The 16,994-nt window shown below is 62.1% G+C and carries 14 protein-coding genes; 10 read left to right on the forward strand and 4 right to left on the reverse strand.

Going from position 1 to position 16,994, the window contains the following annotated elements:
* Nucleotides 1-19 precede the first annotated feature (19 nt).
* From Q0844_RS13430 to dtd, 10 genes are all read left to right on the forward strand, one after another.
* Nucleotides 20-919 (forward strand): 5-bromo-4-chloroindolyl phosphate hydrolysis family protein, encoded by a 900-nt coding sequence (locus tag Q0844_RS13430; RefSeq protein WP_299045685.1) that lies wholly within the window; start codon nucleotides 20-22, stop codon nucleotides 917-919.
* A gap of 17 nt (nucleotides 920-936) precedes the next feature.
* Nucleotides 937-2,133: a toxic anion resistance protein gene (locus tag Q0844_RS13435; RefSeq protein ID WP_299045688.1), complete on the forward strand. Its 1,197-nt coding sequence runs from the start codon at nucleotides 937-939 to the stop codon at nucleotides 2,131-2,133.
* Nucleotides 2,134-2,227: 94 nt separating this feature from the next.
* Nucleotides 2,228-3,106 carry a DUF2927 domain-containing protein gene (locus tag Q0844_RS13440; RefSeq protein WP_299046764.1) on the forward strand — a complete coding sequence of 293 codons (879 nt, stop codon included), beginning with the start codon at nucleotides 2,228-2,230 and terminating at the stop codon, nucleotides 3,104-3,106.
* A 24-nt stretch (nucleotides 3,107-3,130) separates the two neighbouring features.
* Complete coding sequence (locus Q0844_RS13445) at nucleotides 3,131-4,237, forward strand: SPFH domain-containing protein (protein WP_299045691.1); 1,107 nt, start codon at nucleotides 3,131-3,133, stop codon at nucleotides 4,235-4,237.
* 84 nt (nucleotides 4,238-4,321) lie between these two features.
* On the forward strand, nucleotides 4,322-5,392 hold the full coding sequence (locus Q0844_RS13450; RefSeq protein WP_299045693.1) for a fatty acid desaturase family protein: 1,071 nt from the start codon (nucleotides 4,322-4,324) through the stop codon (nucleotides 5,390-5,392).
* 36 nt (nucleotides 5,393-5,428) lie between these two features.
* On the forward strand, nucleotides 5,429-5,983 hold the full coding sequence (locus tag Q0844_RS13455) for a cytochrome b/b6 domain-containing protein (protein ID WP_299045695.1): 555 nt from the start codon (nucleotides 5,429-5,431) through the stop codon (nucleotides 5,981-5,983).
* 138 nt (nucleotides 5,984-6,121) lie between these two features.
* Nucleotides 6,122-6,517: a hypothetical protein gene (locus Q0844_RS13460; protein ID WP_299045697.1), complete on the forward strand. Its 396-nt coding sequence runs from the start codon at nucleotides 6,122-6,124 to the stop codon at nucleotides 6,515-6,517.
* Entirely contained in the window at nucleotides 6,514-7,638 is a 1,125-nt protein-coding gene (locus tag Q0844_RS13465; protein ID WP_299045699.1) for a TFIIB-type zinc finger domain-containing protein, read from the forward strand. The genes Q0844_RS13460 and Q0844_RS13465 overlap by 4 nt, the downstream gene beginning before the upstream one ends.
* A complete protein-coding gene (locus tag Q0844_RS13470) occupies nucleotides 7,635-8,306 on the forward strand; it encodes a nitroreductase (RefSeq protein ID WP_299045701.1) in 672 nt (223 codons plus the stop codon). The genes Q0844_RS13465 and Q0844_RS13470 overlap by 4 nt, the downstream gene beginning before the upstream one ends.
* Nucleotides 8,303-8,746: a D-aminoacyl-tRNA deacylase gene (gene dtd / locus Q0844_RS13475; RefSeq protein ID WP_299045704.1), complete on the forward strand. Its 444-nt coding sequence runs from the start codon at nucleotides 8,303-8,305 to the stop codon at nucleotides 8,744-8,746. The genes Q0844_RS13470 and dtd overlap by 4 nt, the downstream gene beginning before the upstream one ends.
* Before the next feature lie 85 nt (nucleotides 8,747-8,831).
* Here dtd and Q0844_RS13480 read toward each other — a convergent pair whose 3' ends face one another.
* The 4 genes from Q0844_RS13480 to Q0844_RS13495 form a co-directional block, all read right to left on the reverse strand.
* Complete coding sequence (locus Q0844_RS13480) at nucleotides 8,832-10,013, reverse strand: HlyD family type I secretion periplasmic adaptor subunit (protein ID WP_299045706.1); 1,182 nt, start codon at nucleotides 10,011-10,013, stop codon at nucleotides 8,832-8,834.
* Nucleotides 10,010-12,244 carry an ATP-binding cassette domain-containing protein gene (locus Q0844_RS13485; RefSeq protein WP_299045709.1) on the reverse strand — a complete coding sequence of 745 codons (2,235 nt, stop codon included), beginning with the start codon at nucleotides 12,242-12,244 and terminating at the stop codon, nucleotides 10,010-10,012. The genes Q0844_RS13480 and Q0844_RS13485 overlap by 4 nt, the downstream gene beginning before the upstream one ends.
* Entirely contained in the window at nucleotides 12,241-13,506 is a 1,266-nt protein-coding gene (locus Q0844_RS13490; protein WP_299045712.1) for a TolC family protein, read from the reverse strand. Before Q0844_RS13490 ends, Q0844_RS13485 begins: the two co-directional genes overlap by 4 nt.
* A 215-nt stretch (nucleotides 13,507-13,721) precedes the next feature.
* Nucleotides 13,722-16,904, reverse strand: coding sequence for an Ig-like domain-containing protein (locus Q0844_RS13495; RefSeq protein ID WP_299045714.1), 3,183 nt, complete (start codon nucleotides 16,902-16,904; stop codon nucleotides 13,722-13,724).
* Between the last annotated feature and the right edge of the window lie 90 nt (nucleotides 16,905-16,994).

The raw sequence follows: 16,994 nt of genomic DNA on the forward strand, positions 1-16,994 counted from the left end.
CTTGGGGGGCTCTGAACCGATGGCGCAGCGTTTTGGCGGAAAATACAGCCCCGATCCCAAGGATGAACCGACCAAGGGCGACCGCCCTGCCTTTGACAAGGCGCGGGTTGATCCGGTGGGCGCCCGCGCCAACCTGATGTTTCTTCCCGCCGTGCCGATGGTGTTTCTGGCCCTGAATGACGGGGCAACCGGACTGGTGACCGCCCTCGTGTCGGCTGCCGTTCTGACAGGCGCGGCCTTCATGCTGCGCGAGGGGCTCAAGGCCGAAGCGGCCTTTGCCGCCCGCAAGGTGGCCCGTCGCCCGGCCTTGCCGCGCAAGATCATTGCCGCGTTTCTGGTGGGCTTCGGCATCACGCTTGCCGCCTACAGATCCGAGCCCGGGATCATCGCCCCCCTCCTCTATGGCCTTGCCGCCTTTGGCCTGCATTTTGCGGCCTTCGGCATCGATCCCCTGAAATCCAAGGGGATGGAGGGTGTCGATACCTTTCAGCAAGACAGGGTCGCCCGCGTGGTCGACGGGGCCGAAGAATTGCTGGCCGAGATGCGCGATGCGATGAAACGGGCCGAAGACCGAAAGATGGAGCCGCGGCTGGACCAGTTCCAGACCACTGTCCGCGACCTGATCCAGACGGTCGAGGAAGACCCGCGCGACCTGACCGCCGCCCGCAAGTATCTGGGCGTTTACCTGATCGGCGCGCGCGACGCGACGATCAAGTTTGCCGACATTTACGGGCGCAGCCGCGACAGCCAGGCCCGCGCCGATTATGCCGCGCTGCTGGATGATCTTGAGGAAAACTTTGCCGCGCGCACGCGCAAACTGCTCACCGAGGATCGCACCGACCTCTCCATTGAAATTGATGTGCTGCGCGATCGGTTGCAGCGCGAAGGCGTGCGCGTGTCGCCCGCCGATGACGTTTAACAGTAAGGATTGCACAGATGTCCGAAACAGTTCGCCAAAAGGCCGAAGCCGCCCTTGCCCAGGTCGAGGAAGTCACCGCCGTTGTTCTGCCTGAGCCCGCTGACGCCGGTGCCATCGTTCCGCTGGAACAGGCCGACGCACCTGTAGGGGCAGAGATTCGCGCCCGTATGGACGAGATCGACATGGAAGACACCCAGTCCATCGTGTCCTTCGGGTCGGCCGCACAGGCCGAATTGCAGGAAATCAGCCAATCCATGCTGGCCGATGTGCGCAACAAGGATGTGGGCCCGGCGGGCGACAGCTTGCGCGGCATCGTCACCACGATCCGCGGGTTTTCCATCAGCGAACTGGACGTGCGCCGCGACCGCACCTTCTGGGAAAAACTGCTGGGCCGCGCGGCCCCCTTTGCCAAGTTCACGGCCAAGTTCGAAACCGTTCAAAGCCAGATCGACAAGATCACCGATGACCTTCTGGCCCATGAACATACGCTGCTGAAGGACATCAAGTCCCTGGACCTGCTGTATGAAAAGACGCTGCAATTCTATGACGAGTTGGCGTTGTACATCGCGGCGGGCGAGGAAAAGATCAAGGAACTGGATGCCACGATCATCCCCGCGAAAGAGGCCGAAGTGAACGCGGCCCCCGAGGACGGACAGGTCATGAAGGCGCAGGAATTGCGCGATCTGCGCGCCGCGCGCGATGATCTGGAGCGCCGGGTGCATGATCTGAAGCTGACGCGCCAGGTCACCATGCAGTCCCTGCCCTCGATCCGGTTGGTTCAGGAGAACGACAAGAGCCTCGTGACCAAGATCAACTCGACCCTCGTCAACACCGTGCCGCTGTGGGAAACCCAGCTGGCCCAGGCCGTCACCATCCAGCGCAGTGCCGAAGCCGCTGCCGCCGTGCGGGACGCGAACGACCTGACCAACGAATTGCTGACCGCGAATGCCGCCAACCTGCGCGAAAGCAACAAGATGATCCGCCAGGAGATGGAGCGCGGCGTGTTCGATATCGAGGCTGTGAAGCAGGCCAACGCGGACCTGATCGGCACCATCCAGGAATCGCTGCAGATTGCCGACGAAGGCAAGGCCAAGCGCGCCGCCGCCGAAGAGGACCTCAAGAAGATGGAGGCCGAGCTGCGTGATACGCTGGCGGCCGCCAAGGCGCGCAAGGACGGTGTCGGTGACACCGCCGGCACCGCCGTTCCGGGCTGACTCCATACGCATGTCGGGGATCCATGTCATAGGCAAATTGTGCAAGTGGGGCGGCATTGCCGCCCTGGGCCTGTTGGCCGCCTGCGACGTGTTCATGCCGGTTGAACCGGTTCTGACACCGCGCGCCCGGCCCGCGGGGCTGGTTCCGCCCACCGCCCCGCCCATACAGGCCACATCCCAACAAAGTGCGGAATTGCGTGCGTTTCTGGCACAGGTGCAATCCAGTCAGCTCACCTCGGGCCTGTTGCGGCAGGACGGGGGTGGGCCCGACACACCCTTTACCGCCGATATGCTGGCGCGGAACTTTGAGCAGATCGTGTTCTTTAACGAATATGCCGGTCCGGGCGTGCGCCCCGGGTCCGCCAGTGCATTGCGCCGCTGGGCGGCGCCTGTCCGGCTGGGCGTTGTGTTTGGCCCCTCTGTTCCGCCAAGCCAGCGCGCCCGCGACACAAATGACGTGATCGCCTATGCGCGGCGGCTGGCACAGGCCACCGGACACCCGATATCCGTGGCCGACACCCCGAACTTTCTGGTGTTTTTCGTTTCTGAAGACGACCGGGCCGAAACACTGAACGCCAATGCGCCTGCCCTGCCCGGCGTCACACGCAGCAATCTCGCCCCGGTACGCGACCTGCCCCGCGACGCCTATTGCGCGGTGGCCGCCTATGCCAGTGGAACGAACCAGTCGACCTATACCGCCGCAGTGGCGGTGATCCGGTCCGAAAACCCGGACCTGCTGCGCCTGTCCTGCATCCACGAGGAACTGGCCCAAGGCCTGGGCCTGGCCAATGACAGCCCCGATGCGCGCCCGTCGATCTTTAACGACGATGACGAATTCGCGTTGCTGACCGATCATGACGAACACCTTCTGGGCATGCTTTATGACCCCCGCCTGTCCCCCGGCATTGGCCGCGCCGAGGCCAAACCGATTGTCCGCACCCTGGCCCAAGAGGCCACGGCAGGCCCATCCTGACGACCAGCTTCAAGGAGACCCCACATGAGCATCTTCGACTTCCTTTCGGGCCAGTTTATCGACGTCATCCATTGGGTCGACGACAGTCGTGACACCATGGTCTGGCGGTTCGAACGCGAGGGTCACGAGATCAAATACGGTGCCAAGCTGACCGTGCGCGAAGGGCAGGCTGCGGTCTTTGTGCACGAAGGGCAGCTGGCGGATGTCTTCACCCCCGGTCTTTACATGCTCGAGACCAACAACATGCCGATCATGACGACGTTGCAGCACTGGGATCACGGGTTCAAAAGCCCCTTCAAATCCGAAGTCTATTTCGTCAACACGACCCGTTTCAACGATCTGAAATGGGGCACCAAGAACCCGATCATCTGCCGCGACCCCGAGTTTGGCCCTGTGCGCCTGCGTGCATTTGGCACGTATTCCGTCAAGGTTGCCGACCCCGCGCGCTTTCTGGTCGAGATTGTCGGCACCGATGGTGAATTCACGATGGACGAGATCAGCTTTCAGATCCGCAACGTGATCGTGCAGGAAATGTCGCGCAGCCTTGCCAAATCGGGCATTCCGGTTCTGGACATGGCGGCCAACACGCGCGAGTTGGGCCAACTGGTCGCCAAGGAAATCAGCGCACAGATTGCAGAGTACGGCCTGACCCTGCCCGAGCTGTATATCGAAAACATCTCGCTGCCGCCTGCGGTCGAAGCAGTGATGGACAAACGGTCGTCCATGGGTGTCATCGGCAACCTGAACGAATACATGCAGTTTCAGGCCGCCGAGGCGCTTGGGCGCGATGGCGGCGACGCGTCGGGTGCGATGCAAGCGGGGCTTGGCGCGGCGATGGGAATGCAGATGGGCCAGATGGCCGCGTCCGGCCCCTGGGGGGCGCAACCGGCGCGCGGCGGTGCCACGCCGCCTCCGCCACCTGTCGAACATGTCTGGCACGTGGCCGAGAATGGCGAAACAAAGGGTCCGTTTTCCAAGGCGCAACTGGGCCGCATGGCCGCGGCGGGCGAACTTATGCGCGAAAGCTATGTCTGGACGGCGGGTCAGGATGGCTGGATGAAAGCCGAAGACGTGACGGAACTGGCGCAGCTGTTCACCATCATGCCGCCGCCCCCGCCGCCCGGGATTTAAGGCCCGCAGGTTCCCAAGCCGCGTGATACTGCGCGCCTTGGCACCTGAATTGACCGCGTGGCGAACGTTCTTTACCGTCTCGGTATGGCGAAGGACTACTCTCTGACCGGCGAAACCGGGCGCCGTGCCGTCGAACAGGGCGCGGCCAATCCGCAGTGGTTTCGGCCCGAAGTTGACCCCGCCGACATACGTTCCTTGATGCAGAAATCCGACGCGATCGCGTTGCGTGACACATTGATTTGGCTTGGCGCGATGATCCTGTGCGCTTGTGTCGGAATAGCGCTGTGGCCTTCTTGGTGGTCCGCGCCCTTCTGGTTGATTTACGGTGTGCTGTATGGATCCGGTGGGGATGCAAGATGGCACGAGTGCGGGCACAAGACCGCCTTCAAAACCGCCTGGATGAACAATGTCGTCTATCACATCGCCTGCTTCATGATGATGCGCAATCCGGTTGTCTGGCGCGCAAGCCATGTCCGGCATCATACGGATACGATTGTTGTCGGCCGCGACCCTGAAATCGTCGCGATGCGCCCGCCCGACCTTGGACGGATTGCGCTGAATTTCTTTGGCTTGATCGATGTCTGCAAGGCGGTCTTGCGGATGTGCTTGCATGCCTCGGGACGCGTTGACCCGCAAGAAGCACGCTATGTCAGCCCAAAGGATCATCCAAAAATCTTCCGTATCGCGCGCATTTGGCTTGCGATCTATGCCTGTACGCTTGCGGTTGCGTTGCTGTCGGGGTCGATCCTGCCGTTGATGGTCATCGGCCTGCCCCGGCTATATGGGGCGTGGCACCATGTCTTGACAGGGCTGTTGCAGCATCTGGGGCTGGCCGAGAACGTCACCGATCATCGGTTGAACACGCGAACGGTCATGATGAACCCGTTCAGTCGCTTCATCTATCTGAACATGAATTACCACCTGGAGCATCACATGTTCACAATGGTGCCCTATTACAACCTGCCCAGGCTGCATGCCTTGATCCGGCACGATTTGCCCCATCCGGAGCCTTCCATGCTTGCCGCCTACAAACGGCTGATCCCCGTCTTGATACGACAATTGACCAACAACGATGCCGTGATCGTGCCGGACCTGCCAAAAGGTGCGGCGCCGTACCGCCCGGAGGTCGAAATGCTGCGCCCCCACGCCATGTGATGGATCTGCATTGATCACGTACACCTGAAGAAGCGCATGACACGCACCCGCAAGATGCAACTCCCGACCCGACGCACGACCCTGAAATGGTTGCACTGGACGATTGTGCCGCTGTTCATCTGGTTCCTGCTGGTGCAACCGGATGATGTAACACCCTTTGGCCCCCGCGCCTTTCAGGCGCATTCGATCCTCGCGCTGATTTTCGTGTCGCTTAGCCTGGCGTGGTTTGCGGACCTGTTGCGCCGTGGATTGGCCAGCCGCCCCGGACCGAAACTGCGCGGATGGATGCGGCACATGCACAGGTGGTTGCATCTGGTTCTGATCTGGGGGCTTTTTCTGGTGGCCCTGACCGGGTTTCTGCTCGGTCTGACCTCTGCCACCTTGCTGAAGGCCGGTGGGTTCCTACCCATCGCACCGCCCATGGGCTGGCACGCGGCCAACCAGTTGGTGGGTCAGTTCCACATCATCGAGTTCTACGCACTGGGCGGTGTGGTCGCCGTGCATGCCGGATTTCACATCTGGCGCCATGTCAGGCTCAGGGACAATGCGCTGCGGATTATGGCACCCAGGAAACTGCACCGTTTTCTGTGACCGCTTTCGAGGCGCCGGGGCAAAATTTGCAAGGGTCGCCCTGCTTTGCAGGTAGCCAAGGGTTCGCGAGGCAACTACGCTGCGGATGCCGAATTCGCACGAAGCCGAGCCCATATGCGCCGCACTGCCACGATCACAATGCATTGGACGACATTTGTCACCTTGGTCCTGCTTGTCGCCGGTGGACCGATCCCAATCATCGCCTGGGTCTTTGCGCTGTCGGGGATGGCCCTGTGTGGTCTGGCCGCTGTCCGGGGTCTGATGAACGGGCCGGGTCCCAAGCTTGAAGGGGTGTTGCGCCGGGCCCATCCATGGCTGAGCCGAGGGATGTATGTTGCTTTGGCCCTTGTCGCAGGTGGGACGGCCTGGCGCCTGGCTGGGGGTGCGTGGGCTGGTCCACCGATGACGGACCTTTACTTTTACCTCATGGCTGCATCCGCTTTGCACGCCATTTTTCATCTTTGGCGGCATACCGCGCTGGGTGATGGCGCGCTGCGCCGGATGACACCGACATCGATGCACAATCTGCTATGACCGACCTGCCTGATCTGTCCCGCGGGCCCGCCGCCCTGTCCGATCATCGGTTTCCCTGCGACAATTGCGGGGCTGATTTTCGGTTTGATCCCGGCCACGGTCAGCTCGTGTGTGACCATTGCGGCAACACGGCGTCGATGGATGCAGAGCGTCCCGCCAAGGTGGCACCGATTGCCGAACTCGACTACCGCGCCGCCCTGACAGCCAACCTGCCCGAAGCCGAGATCGAGGAAACCCGGGTTTCCAGATGCCCCAATTGCGCCGCACAGGTCGAGTTTGACGCCGACATTCACGCCACCGAATGCCCGTTCTGCGCCACGCCGGTGGTGACCGATACAGGCGCGCACCGTCATATCAAGCCGCGCGGTGTGCTGCCCTTTGCCCTAAGCGAGGCGCAAGCCCGCAAGGCCATGACCGACTGGCTGGGCCGCCTGTGGTTCGCGCCGAACGGGCTGCAGGACTATGCCCGCAAGGGTCGGGCGATGCAGGGCATTTATGTCCCCTACTGGACCTTCGATGCCGATACCCGCAGCGCATATACGGGCGAGCGCGGAACAGTCTATTACGAGACGCGGACCATCATGCGCGATGGCAAACAACAGCAGGTGCGCGTGGCAAAGATCCGGTGGCAACGGGCACGTGGCAAGGTTGCGCGGTTTTTCGATGATGTGCTGGTGCTGGCCTCGACATCGCTGCCCAAGCGGTTCACCGACGCGTTGGAGCCCTGGGATCTGAGCGCGATGGAACCGTATGCACCCGAATTCCTGGCCGGGTTCCGGGCCGAAGGGTATGCTGTCGAGCTTGAAGAAGGGTTTGAAGAGGCGCGCGCGCATATGGACCGGGTGATCGCCCGCGACATCAAGTTCGATATCGGCGGGGACCGGCAACGCATCCACTCGGTCGACACCAAGCTGGGCAAGATCACCTTCAAGCACGTGCTTCTGCCTGTCTGGCTGGCCGCATACAAGTATCGCGGCGAGACCTACCGCTTTGTCGTCAATGGCCGAACTGGCCGCGTTCAGGGCGAGCGTCCCTGGTCCACCGGCAAGATCGTGGTCGCCGTGCTGATCGGGGTGTTGCTTGCCGGTGCCATCGGCTTTGCCATGGCCGTGCAGCAATGACGGAATACGAGACGCTGGACGCCGTTCTGTCGCGCCGCTTTTCCTGCCGCGCCTTTACCGCGGACCCCGTGCCACGTGATCAGATCCGGAAGATCATCGCCGCCGCCCGAAAGGTGCCCAGTTGGTGCAACGCGCAGCCGTGGCAGGTGATCATCACGCGCGGTCAAGCCACTGACAGGTTCCGCGACGCAGTCTACGACGCCGCCCTGTCTACCGCCCCAAATCCCGACATGCGCTGGCCCGACAGCTATCCAGGTGTCTATGGCGACAGGCGTCGCGCTTGCGGTTTCCAGTTGTATGATGCCGTGGGCATTGAAAAGGGCGACCGGGCCGCATCCGCCCGGCAGATGATGGAAAACTACCGTCTGTTTGGTGCCCCCCATGTGGCCATTGTCACCAGCCCTTCGGCGCTCGGGCCATATGGCGCGATGGATACGGGTGGATTTGTCACGGCATTTTGCCTTGCGGCCCAAGCCCTTGGGATTGCGACGATCCCGCAGGCGGCCATCGCGGCGCAGGCCCCGTTCGTCCGCAGCCATTTCGGCATCCCAGACGACCGCCAGATCCTGTGTGCCATCTCGTTTGGCTATGCGGATCCGGATCATGCCGCAAACGGGTTTCGCACCACCCGAGCGGACGTGGACGACATCGTGGAGTGGTGCGATTGAGGGCGCTTTTGCAGCGGGTGTCCGACGCGTCTGTGACTGTCAACGGCACGGTTGTGGGGCGGTGTGATGCAGGCCTTTTGATCCTCGTTTGCAGCATGCCGGGTGACACGAATGACACGGCACAGGCTCTTGCGGCCAAGATCTCGAAACTGCGGCTGTTCAAGGATGATGCGGGCAAGATGAACCTGTCGATCCTGCAAACCGGTGGCAGCGCGCTGGTGGTCAGCCAGTTCACTCTGGCCGCAGACACGTCACGCGGCAACCGGCCCGGCTTTTCCGGCGCAGCCAAACCGGATGAAGCGGAAGCGCTTTATCTCCAATTCGCCGACGCCCTGCGCAACCTGAACATCCCGACCGAAACGGGACAATTCGGCGCTGACATGGCTGTAAGCCTCACGAACGACGGCCCCGTCACAATCTGGCTGGACACCGATATCTGACCTTTGTCTTGATAAGCCCGACGCCAAGACGCCTTGGGGCCGGTGGGTGGGCGAATTGGCAAAGCCAAGAGTGCACCCAACGGGCTCAGGGCTCGCGAAACGCCTGCCGCGATTTGTAGAGCGGTTTCATCAGATACTGCATCACCGTCTTCGAGCCGGTGTGCAGTTCGACCTCTGCCTGCATGCCGGGCCGGATTGAAATGGACCGCTGGCGCTCGGTCAACGCCGACATGTCCACACGCACCGTCACCTTGTAATGCGCTTCGCTGTCGGGCTTGCGCTCGTCCTTGAACGTGTCGGCAGAGATCAGGCGGACTTCGCCCTTCAGCGCGCCGTAGATGGTGTAGTCATACGCACTGAGCTTCACGCTTGCCTCTTGGCCCGGACGCACGCCCGCGATGTCCTTGGGGGCCACGCGCGCTTCGACAAACAGTTCTTCGTCCAGGGGAATGATCTGCAAGATCTCTTCACCCGGCCGCACCACCCCGCCAATGGTCGTCACGCTGAGGTTGTTGACGATGCCGCGCATGGGGCTGACCAGGACAGTCCGGTTCAATTGGTCCTGCGCGGCCTTGTAGGTCTGGCGCAGCGTGCCCAGTTCCTTGAGCGTATCGGAATAGGTCTGTGCCCGTTCGAGTTCGGTCTGCGTGATGATTTCATCCAGCTTGATCCGGGCATCCGCATGGGCCTTGCGCGCGCGGGTGACCTCGATCAGTGCCACGATGTTGCGCTCAAGAAGGTCCTCAAGCAGCGCGCGCTCTTTGGCGGCCTGATCTAACACCCGCTGCGCGCCCTCACGGCGGCTCAGGAAATCCGTTTGACGGGCGTTCAACAAGGCCCTTTCCGAGGCGACCAGCCCCGGCATCTGCCGTTCCAGCCCACCCGGCACGGCAAAGTCGAACTGACCTGCCAATTCGGCCTCGAGCCGCAACTGGCGCACGGCGAGCGCCGTGATCTGGTCCTGCAGGTCATCCGCCTGCGACTGAAACTGTGTTCCCTGCAAGCGGGCCAGTACGTCGCCGCGTTCGACAATGTCACCTTCGGCCACGGCAAGTTCTGCCAGGATACCACCTTCGAGGTTCTGAATGATCTGGGGGCGCGAGGACGAGATCATCTCGCCCGATCCACGCACAATCTCGTCGACCCATGCAAAGGCTGCCCAAAGGATAAAAACAAGCACCGCACCCGCGCTTAACCACACGACAAGCGACGGGCCATGCATGTCGCTTTGCAGCTGACCGCTGAGGTTGGTCTGGGCGATGCTCATGCGATCTTGCCCTTCAATGGAACCGTTTTGCCAAGGTGGTTCAGCACCTCATCCCGTGGGCCGTCGACGGTCATGCGCCCGTTTTGCAGGATCAGCGTCCGGTTGGTCAGCGACAGAATCGGCACACGGTGCGTGGCGATGATGGCGGTGCGGTCTGCCATCCATGTCTCCAAACGGCTGACCAGCGTGCTTTCCAGTGTCTGATCCAGCGCCGCCGTCGGTTCGTCCAGCAAACAGACCTGCGGGTCCTGCAACCACAGCCGTGCCCAGCCGATGGACTGGCGTTGCCCGATGCTCAGGCCTTGCCCCCCGTCAAGGATTTCAAGGTCGAGGCCCTTGTGGTGGGCCTTGACGAACTGCCCCAGCCCGGCAAAATCGAGCGCGGCATAGAGGCGATCATCGTCGCGTTCCAGCAGCGTCAGGTTCAGGTTGTCGCGCAATGTGCCGGAAAACAGCCGCACGTCCTGACCGAGATAGCCGATCAGGCGGCGCAGGTCGCGCGGTTCGATCTGGCTCATGTCCGTGCCATCGATCAGCACGCGACCCTTTGTGGGCGCATAGACCCCCGACAGGATTTTCAGAAGCGACGACTTGCCCGCACCATTGGACCCCAGCACCGCCACGCGTTGACCCGGCATGATCTGCACCGCCGGAATGTCCAGTGTGGGCGCCCCGTCTTCTTCATATTGAAACTGCACCTCGCGCAGTTCGAAATGGCCCTTCAACGCATCGCGCCGCAGGTAGGTGCGGCTTTCATCGGTGTCTTGTGGCGCGTCCGCGATGGCATCAAGGCCATCAAGGGCCGCTTTCACATTGCCCCAGCGCGCCATGGTGCCGGCCAGTTGCGTCAACGGTGCAAGCGTTCGGGATGTGAGGATGCCCACCGCGATGATCGATCCGACCGTAAATTGCCCGGCAAACACCAGATAAGTGCCCGCGATCACTGCTGCCACATACGTCATCTGCTGCATGCCTTGCGACCAGAAGGTCAGGACGGAGGCAAGCCGCCGCTGTTCGGAGGATTTCATCGCGCTGAGCGTCGTCAGTTCCTGCCAGAGGCGCATCACGCGGTCTTCGGCCCGCTGCGTCTTGACCGTGTCGCGTTCAAAGATCGCCTCGTGCAGCAGACGCGAAGACTTGGCGGACGCGCCTTGTGTCTCTTGGGTCAGCCGCAGCATCCGCCTTTGCAGGAAGAAGCCGGGAACAACCATCAGAACACCGCCCAGGATCAGAACCCAAACGACGGGACCCGCAATCGAGGCAACAAGCAACAGGAACACAAAGATGAACGGAATGTCTGCTATCGTGCCGATGGTCGACGCGGTAAAGAATTCTCGCACCGATCCAAATTCGCGCATTGCCGAAAAGGTCATCGACGGCGACTGTCCCCGCAGATCACTGCGCATGCCCATCACGCGTTGCATCAACAGGGTCAGCACCGACAGTTCGATCTGCCGCCCCGCCCCGTCCATCAGGCGCGCGCGCGCGATCTTGATGAAGGCCTCAAGCAGCAGGGCCAGACAGGCGCCCGCGGCCAGCACCCAAAGCGTCGCTTCGGATTGATGCGGGATCACGCGGTCATAGACCTGCAGGGAAAACAGCGCCACGGCGACGGCCAGCAGGTTCGCGACGAAAGAGCCAAGCGCAACCTCGGCCAGTGCCTTGCGAAAGCGCGGGAACTGCCCCCAGAACCAATGGTTTTTGACGTTGAAGGTCTTGTGGGTCTCGGCCACGCGGGACAAGGGCGCTTCGGCCTTGACCAGCAATCCGGCAAAGAAAGGTGTGAATTCCCCGACCGGCACATGCGCGCGGTTGTCCGGGCACGTCTTGTCGAAAATGATCAAATCGTCGCGGTCCTGGCCAACCACAAGGACGACCTGGCCGCTGGTCATATAGGCCAGAGCGGGCCAATGATCGGATGTCAGCGCAGACACCGTCACCATCTGGGCGTTCAGGCCTGCGGCGCGCAGGCATTTGGCAATCGTGCCTGCCTCGACCTTGTCGCTGGCGCCGTCCCGCGATTGCAGTTTCAGCGTGTCCAACATGTCCGAACGCGCCAAGGATACGCCCAGCAATCCGGCATAGGCCACGGCCACGTCAGCGCGCGCTGTCAGGCGATCCGCGACACGGTTTGCATTGTCCGCTTTCGGCGTGTCCTTGACAGGCGCAGCCTTGATCTGGGCGCGGTTGCCATTTGTGATGGTCAGGGTAAAGGGCCGCTTTTCGGTCAAATCTGCTCTCCATCCGCCAGCACGCCTTGGACCCGGGCCAATTCAACCTGAAGGCGGCGCGCCTCGTATTTCAGCAGCACTTCGGCAACCTGACGCGCAGCAAAGGTTTCGTAGACGCCCACCACGTCCATCACCTGCCGCTGTCCGGCGCTGTATTGATCCTGGAACAGGTCCAGATTGGCCTTGGCCTGCGCGGTCAACCCACGGGCTTCGGCCGCCTGTCGGGCCGTGGCCTGCGCCTGCCCCTCAAGCCGGCGCAAGGTCCGGTTTGCATCTTCGTTGGCCTGTGCGACCTGGCGGCCTGCGGTCTCGCGCGCCGCCTCGATGGCCCGCAGACGCGCACCGGTGCCAAGCCCAAGCGACATGCCACCTGCGGTGATACCTGCCCCGCTGTTTTCGCCGATGGTCGCCTGGGCATTAATGCCCGGCAATTGATTGGCGCGGTCGATCTGCGCCTGCGCGATGCTGCGCTCCTTTTCGGCCTCGGCCCGCGTGACAGCCAGCGGCTGCGCAGCAGCGGCACCGACAGTCAGTTCCTCAAGCCCACGCACATCGTTCAGCGGCTGGATCGACATGGCGTTCAGTTCGGAAAGCGCCGTGGCGTGCGCCTCTTCGCTGGCGGCAATGGCGGCACGGATTTCGGCCAGTTTCTGCCGGATCACGTTCAGGTCGGACATGTCCGACACGCCACCCCGAACACGTTCGGACATGATGTATTCGAAATGCTCCATCTCGCGCAGCGTGTCGCGGTGGACGGCGGCACTTTCGCGGGCCTCTGCGGCTGCGAGATATAGGCCGATCCCCGTCGCGACCCGGGTGTTCGTATCCTCGGCCAGCGCGACGGCGGCAACTTCGACATCGGCCTTGGCAAAGGCGCGTTCCCCCTTCTTGCGGCCATTGTCGAACAATACCTGATCCACGACGATTTGAGTGATGACATCGCCCAGGGAATTCAGCGACACGCGTGGTCCGATCGTCGGCAGCCAGTTCTTTGATGCCGCCGATGCCCGCAGGCGCGCCGCGCGCAGTTCGGTTTCGGCGGCGCGTGCGTTTGCGGCCAAAACGGCGGTCGCCACGCGGTCATAGGCGCTGCCCGAAGGCAACACAGACTGACGTGACAAGAGCCCCTGGATAACGGGGCTTTCGGCATTCAGTGTTTCATCATGTGTGGTGGGTGTTGCCCGAAGCGCCGCCTGAGAGGCGGGTGCGACGGACGTTTCCGCCCCGGAACCTGATCGGGATACAAAAGGCAGGTCGCCCATGTCACCCATACATCCCGCAGTGAGCGAAAATGCGGCACATGTCGCCGCAAACTTGATACCACCTAGCCCCATAGTCCTGTCCCGTTTCGGGTTTTTATCGTTGGGTTGGATGGGCGCGGTTGCGGGGTCCGGTCCGCGCCTCAATCTTGCTGGAGAATGCTCGATATTGTTTTTGTTGCTCTTGCCCAGTGAAATTTCCGTTTTGTATCAGCGCCCTAGACCACGCCCGTGTTGACCGCGATGTCGTCATCCAGAATGATCGTGCCTTCGGTGCCCAGGCTGTAGACATCGTAGGTCTGGCCCTCGACCGTGGTGGACCCGGTGCGCTGCGCACCTGCAATCGTGACCGTGTCGTCGCTTCCGCCATGGATCGTCAGCGTGTTTGTGCTGTCCGACAGGGCCAGAAGCTGCGCTTCTGTGATGGTCAGATTGGCCTCTTCCGCGAATTGCAGTTCGACCGCTTCGATTTGGTAATTGCCCAGGGACGGGTTCCCCAGATCGACGGTGGAGTTGGCGCTTTCGTCGTCCAGAACCACATATGTGCCGCTGGTGTTGCCTGCCGCGTCCTCGCTTGTAACAACAAGGTGCGAGCCATCGGGCACATCCGACTGGAACTGGAAGTTCGTCTCGCCCAGCACGTCGATATCAACCTGCGTGGCCGTCACATCCGTGATCGTGCCATCAGCGTTAACCTGCGCCACGGACAGATCGCCATCGCTTTGCTCGGTCGAGATGCCGCGAATGCCGTCACTGTCGCGGGTAAAGCTGGCGATCACCGGTCCATCAGGTGCTTCGGTATCGATGCGTACCGTGTCGCTGATCGTGTCGGTGTTGCCCACCGCATCTGTGGCCATGACTGTGATTGCTGCGTCGTATTCGCCGCCCGGAATGGCCGAGGGCGGGATGTCCAGTGACCATGTGCCCGCTGCGTCCACCGTGGCCGCCAGAACCGTCCCATTGAAATCGACCATGACAGTCGATCCCGGCTCGACCTGACCGCCAAGGTTGATGCCGTCGCGCGCCTCGGGCCCGCTTACCACATTGTCGGATGTCACATTATCCTGGATGTTCAACTGGTTGACCAAGGTGTCAACACGAACCGTGTCTGTCACCGTGGCCACGTTGCCCGCGCGGTCCGTTGCCGTCACCGACACGTTCGTGGTGTATTCACCTTCGGCGATCTGCGAGGCGGCAAAGGGCGCTTGCCAGTTGCCATTTGCGTCGACAATCGCCTGCACTGTAAAGGCGCCCATGGTGACAACCACGGTTGATCCTGGTTCGGTTGTGCCGGTCAGCACGGCCCCGTCTGCTCGTTCCGCGCCCGAAATGACATTGTCGCCTTCGATCACATCTGCCGCAACCGACAGGTTGTCGACCCGGGTGTCCACGTGAACGGTGTCCGTCACCGTGGCGGTGTTGCCCGCCGCATCCGTCGTGGTTGCCGTGATCTGGGCGTCATAGGTGCCCTGCTGGATCTCGTTTGCGGCAAAGAACGCCTGCCAAACGCCGTTTGAACCGGCAACTGTCTGGTGCGTCACCCCGTGCAGGGTCACGTTGACAATTGCACCGGCATCCGCCGTGCCCGACAACACCACGCCGTCGCTTGCTTCGACGTTGTTGATCACATCGTCACCCTCAACCGGGCCATCGAGGGTCAGAACACTGGCCTGGGTGTCCACGGTGACGGACTGCGTCACGCTGGCGGTGTTCCCCGCCGCATCCGTGGCCATCGCGACCATATCGGATGTGTACGTTCCCGTAGGCAATTGGCCCGGCCCGAATGTCGCGGTCCAGCTGCCGTCTGCCGCCACAATTGCCGTTGTAGTCACACCGGCAAGCTCCACACTCACGGTCGAGCCCGGTTCGACCACGCCGGTTACGACAAGGCCCGAGGCTGCCTCGGCCTGGTTGATCGCGCCATCGCCGCCGGCGGTCGACGTGTAGTTGAGCGCATTGACCAATGTGTCGACCTGGACGCTGCCCGTCGCTGTCGCCGTATTACCGGCCGTGTCCGTCGCAACCGCAGTGACCGACACGTCCGTTTCGCCTGTGGGGATTTCCGACGCCAGAAAGGTCGCCGTCCAGTTGCCGGATGCGTCGACCGTGGCGCTTCGTGTCACGGATCCGAACATCACTTCGACGGTCGAACCGGGCTGTGCCGTGCCCGTCAATGTCACACCATCAGATGCCTCAGCAGCGTTGATCACGCCATCGGTCTCGACCGTGGCGGTGTCCATCGTGACTTCGGCAACCGTGTCGATCACCAGCGTGTCGGTGACCGTTGTGCTGTTTCCAAAGCTGTCGGTGGCGACGATGCTGACATCGGTCGAATATTCGCCCTCGGCCAAGGTGCCGGCCTGCCAGGTCGCTTGCCATGTGCCATCATCGGCAACGGTGACCGTGCGCGTGACACCCGCAATGGTGATGGCCAGCGATGCGCCCGCCTCGCCCGTGCCCTCAAGCGTAACGCCGCCCGACAACTCCGTGCCGTTGACGATATGGCCTACGCTTTCCACGCCTTCGGTCACCGCAACATCCGGTGGCGTCGTGTCGATCACGAATGTTGGGCCATCGATGGTTGTGGTGCCACCGCCGACATGCGTGAAGACCGCCGTTGTATCAACGGTTCCGTCCGCCGGGAATGTGCTGTCGACAAAGATCACAGACCACGTGCCATCGTCGCCGATGGTTGTTGTTTGCACCTCGCCGCCCGCAGTCACTTCGACCGTATCGCCAGGCTCGCCCGTGCCGGACACGGTGAATTGATGGGTTGACGTGTCATCGCCGCCGATATCCGTCGATGTGCCGACATTGTCGACGGTCGGATCGGCCGGGGACGGTGTAGGGGTCGCAGGACCGCCCCCACCGCCACCTTCATCATCGTCGTCCAGAAGGACGGCGCCACCAACCACTGCCGCAGCTGCGGCCGCGCCACCGCCCAGAAGGCCGGTCCCGCCCAGAAGGGCAGCGCCAAGCATCGATACTTCTTCATCATCCGCAACAGCGACGTTGGCCACTTCGGTCCGACCCAGATAAATCAGGTCATCCGACGGGCTCCACTTGCCCCACTGCTCGGTCGGGCCGAACTGGGCAAACAACTCTCCATCCGTCGTTTCGACAAAAGCCACCTCGTTGAGGTACCCGTCCGCAGAGATGAACAGGCGATTTGTCTCGCCCACGTCATTGAAATAGTTTTCAAGCGTGATTTCCCGCCCGTCGACAAGCGTAATGACCAGATCGTCACCGCTGCGCCGCTGTCCGGCCAGATCGATCTGCCGAAGATTGAACGAAACTTCTTGCCCGCTTGTGAGCGCGACTGTCGTGTTGCCTTCGACCGGCACGACTCCACGCTGCAATGCGCCCGCACCATCGCGGACGACGAAATCAATCGCCTTCATAACACCACCACTCTCGCCTCAGACCGCTTGTCTGCGGCCCCTTCGGTAAACGCGTCGCCGACCTTGTTTCGTCGTGCTGACAACTTGTTG

It is taken from the genome of uncultured Tateyamaria sp. (assembly GCF_947503465.1).
Taxonomy (GTDB): Bacteria; Pseudomonadota; Alphaproteobacteria; order Rhodobacterales; family Rhodobacteraceae; genus Tateyamaria.

What these genes read in the sequence shown, in the direction of transcription:
- Q0844_RS13460 (WP_299045697.1), top strand. Translation starts at nt 6,122, where the DNA reads ATGCATTGGACGACATTTGTCACCTTGGTCCTGCTTGTCGCCGGTGGA.
- Q0844_RS13445 (WP_299045691.1), top strand. Translation starts at nt 3,131, where the DNA reads ATGAGCATCTTCGACTTCCTTTCGGGCCAGTTTATCGACGTCATCCAT.
- Q0844_RS13495 (WP_299045714.1), bottom strand. Translation starts at nt 16,904, where the DNA reads ATGAAGGCGATTGATTTCGTCGTCCGCGATGGTGCGGGCGCATTGCAG.
- Q0844_RS13470 (WP_299045701.1), top strand. Translation starts at nt 7,635, where the DNA reads ATGACGGAATACGAGACGCTGGACGCCGTTCTGTCGCGCCGCTTTTCC.
- Q0844_RS13455 (WP_299045695.1), top strand. Translation starts at nt 5,429, where the DNA reads ATGACACGCACCCGCAAGATGCAACTCCCGACCCGACGCACGACCCTG.
- Q0844_RS13450 (WP_299045693.1), top strand. Translation starts at nt 4,322, where the DNA reads ATGGCGAAGGACTACTCTCTGACCGGCGAAACCGGGCGCCGTGCCGTC.
- Q0844_RS13490 (WP_299045712.1), bottom strand. Translation starts at nt 13,506, where the DNA reads ATGGGCGACCTGCCTTTTGTATCCCGATCAGGTTCCGGGGCGGAAACG.
- Q0844_RS13465 (WP_299045699.1), top strand. Translation starts at nt 6,514, where the DNA reads ATGACCGACCTGCCTGATCTGTCCCGCGGGCCCGCCGCCCTGTCCGAT.
- Q0844_RS13440 (WP_299046764.1), top strand. Translation starts at nt 2,228, where the DNA reads ATGCCGGTTGAACCGGTTCTGACACCGCGCGCCCGGCCCGCGGGGCTG.
- Q0844_RS13435 (WP_299045688.1), top strand. Translation starts at nt 937, where the DNA reads ATGTCCGAAACAGTTCGCCAAAAGGCCGAAGCCGCCCTTGCCCAGGTC.
- Q0844_RS13430 (WP_299045685.1), top strand. Translation starts at nt 20, where the DNA reads ATGGCGCAGCGTTTTGGCGGAAAATACAGCCCCGATCCCAAGGATGAA.
- Q0844_RS13480 (WP_299045706.1), bottom strand. Translation starts at nt 10,013, where the DNA reads ATGAGCATCGCCCAGACCAACCTCAGCGGTCAGCTGCAAAGCGACATG.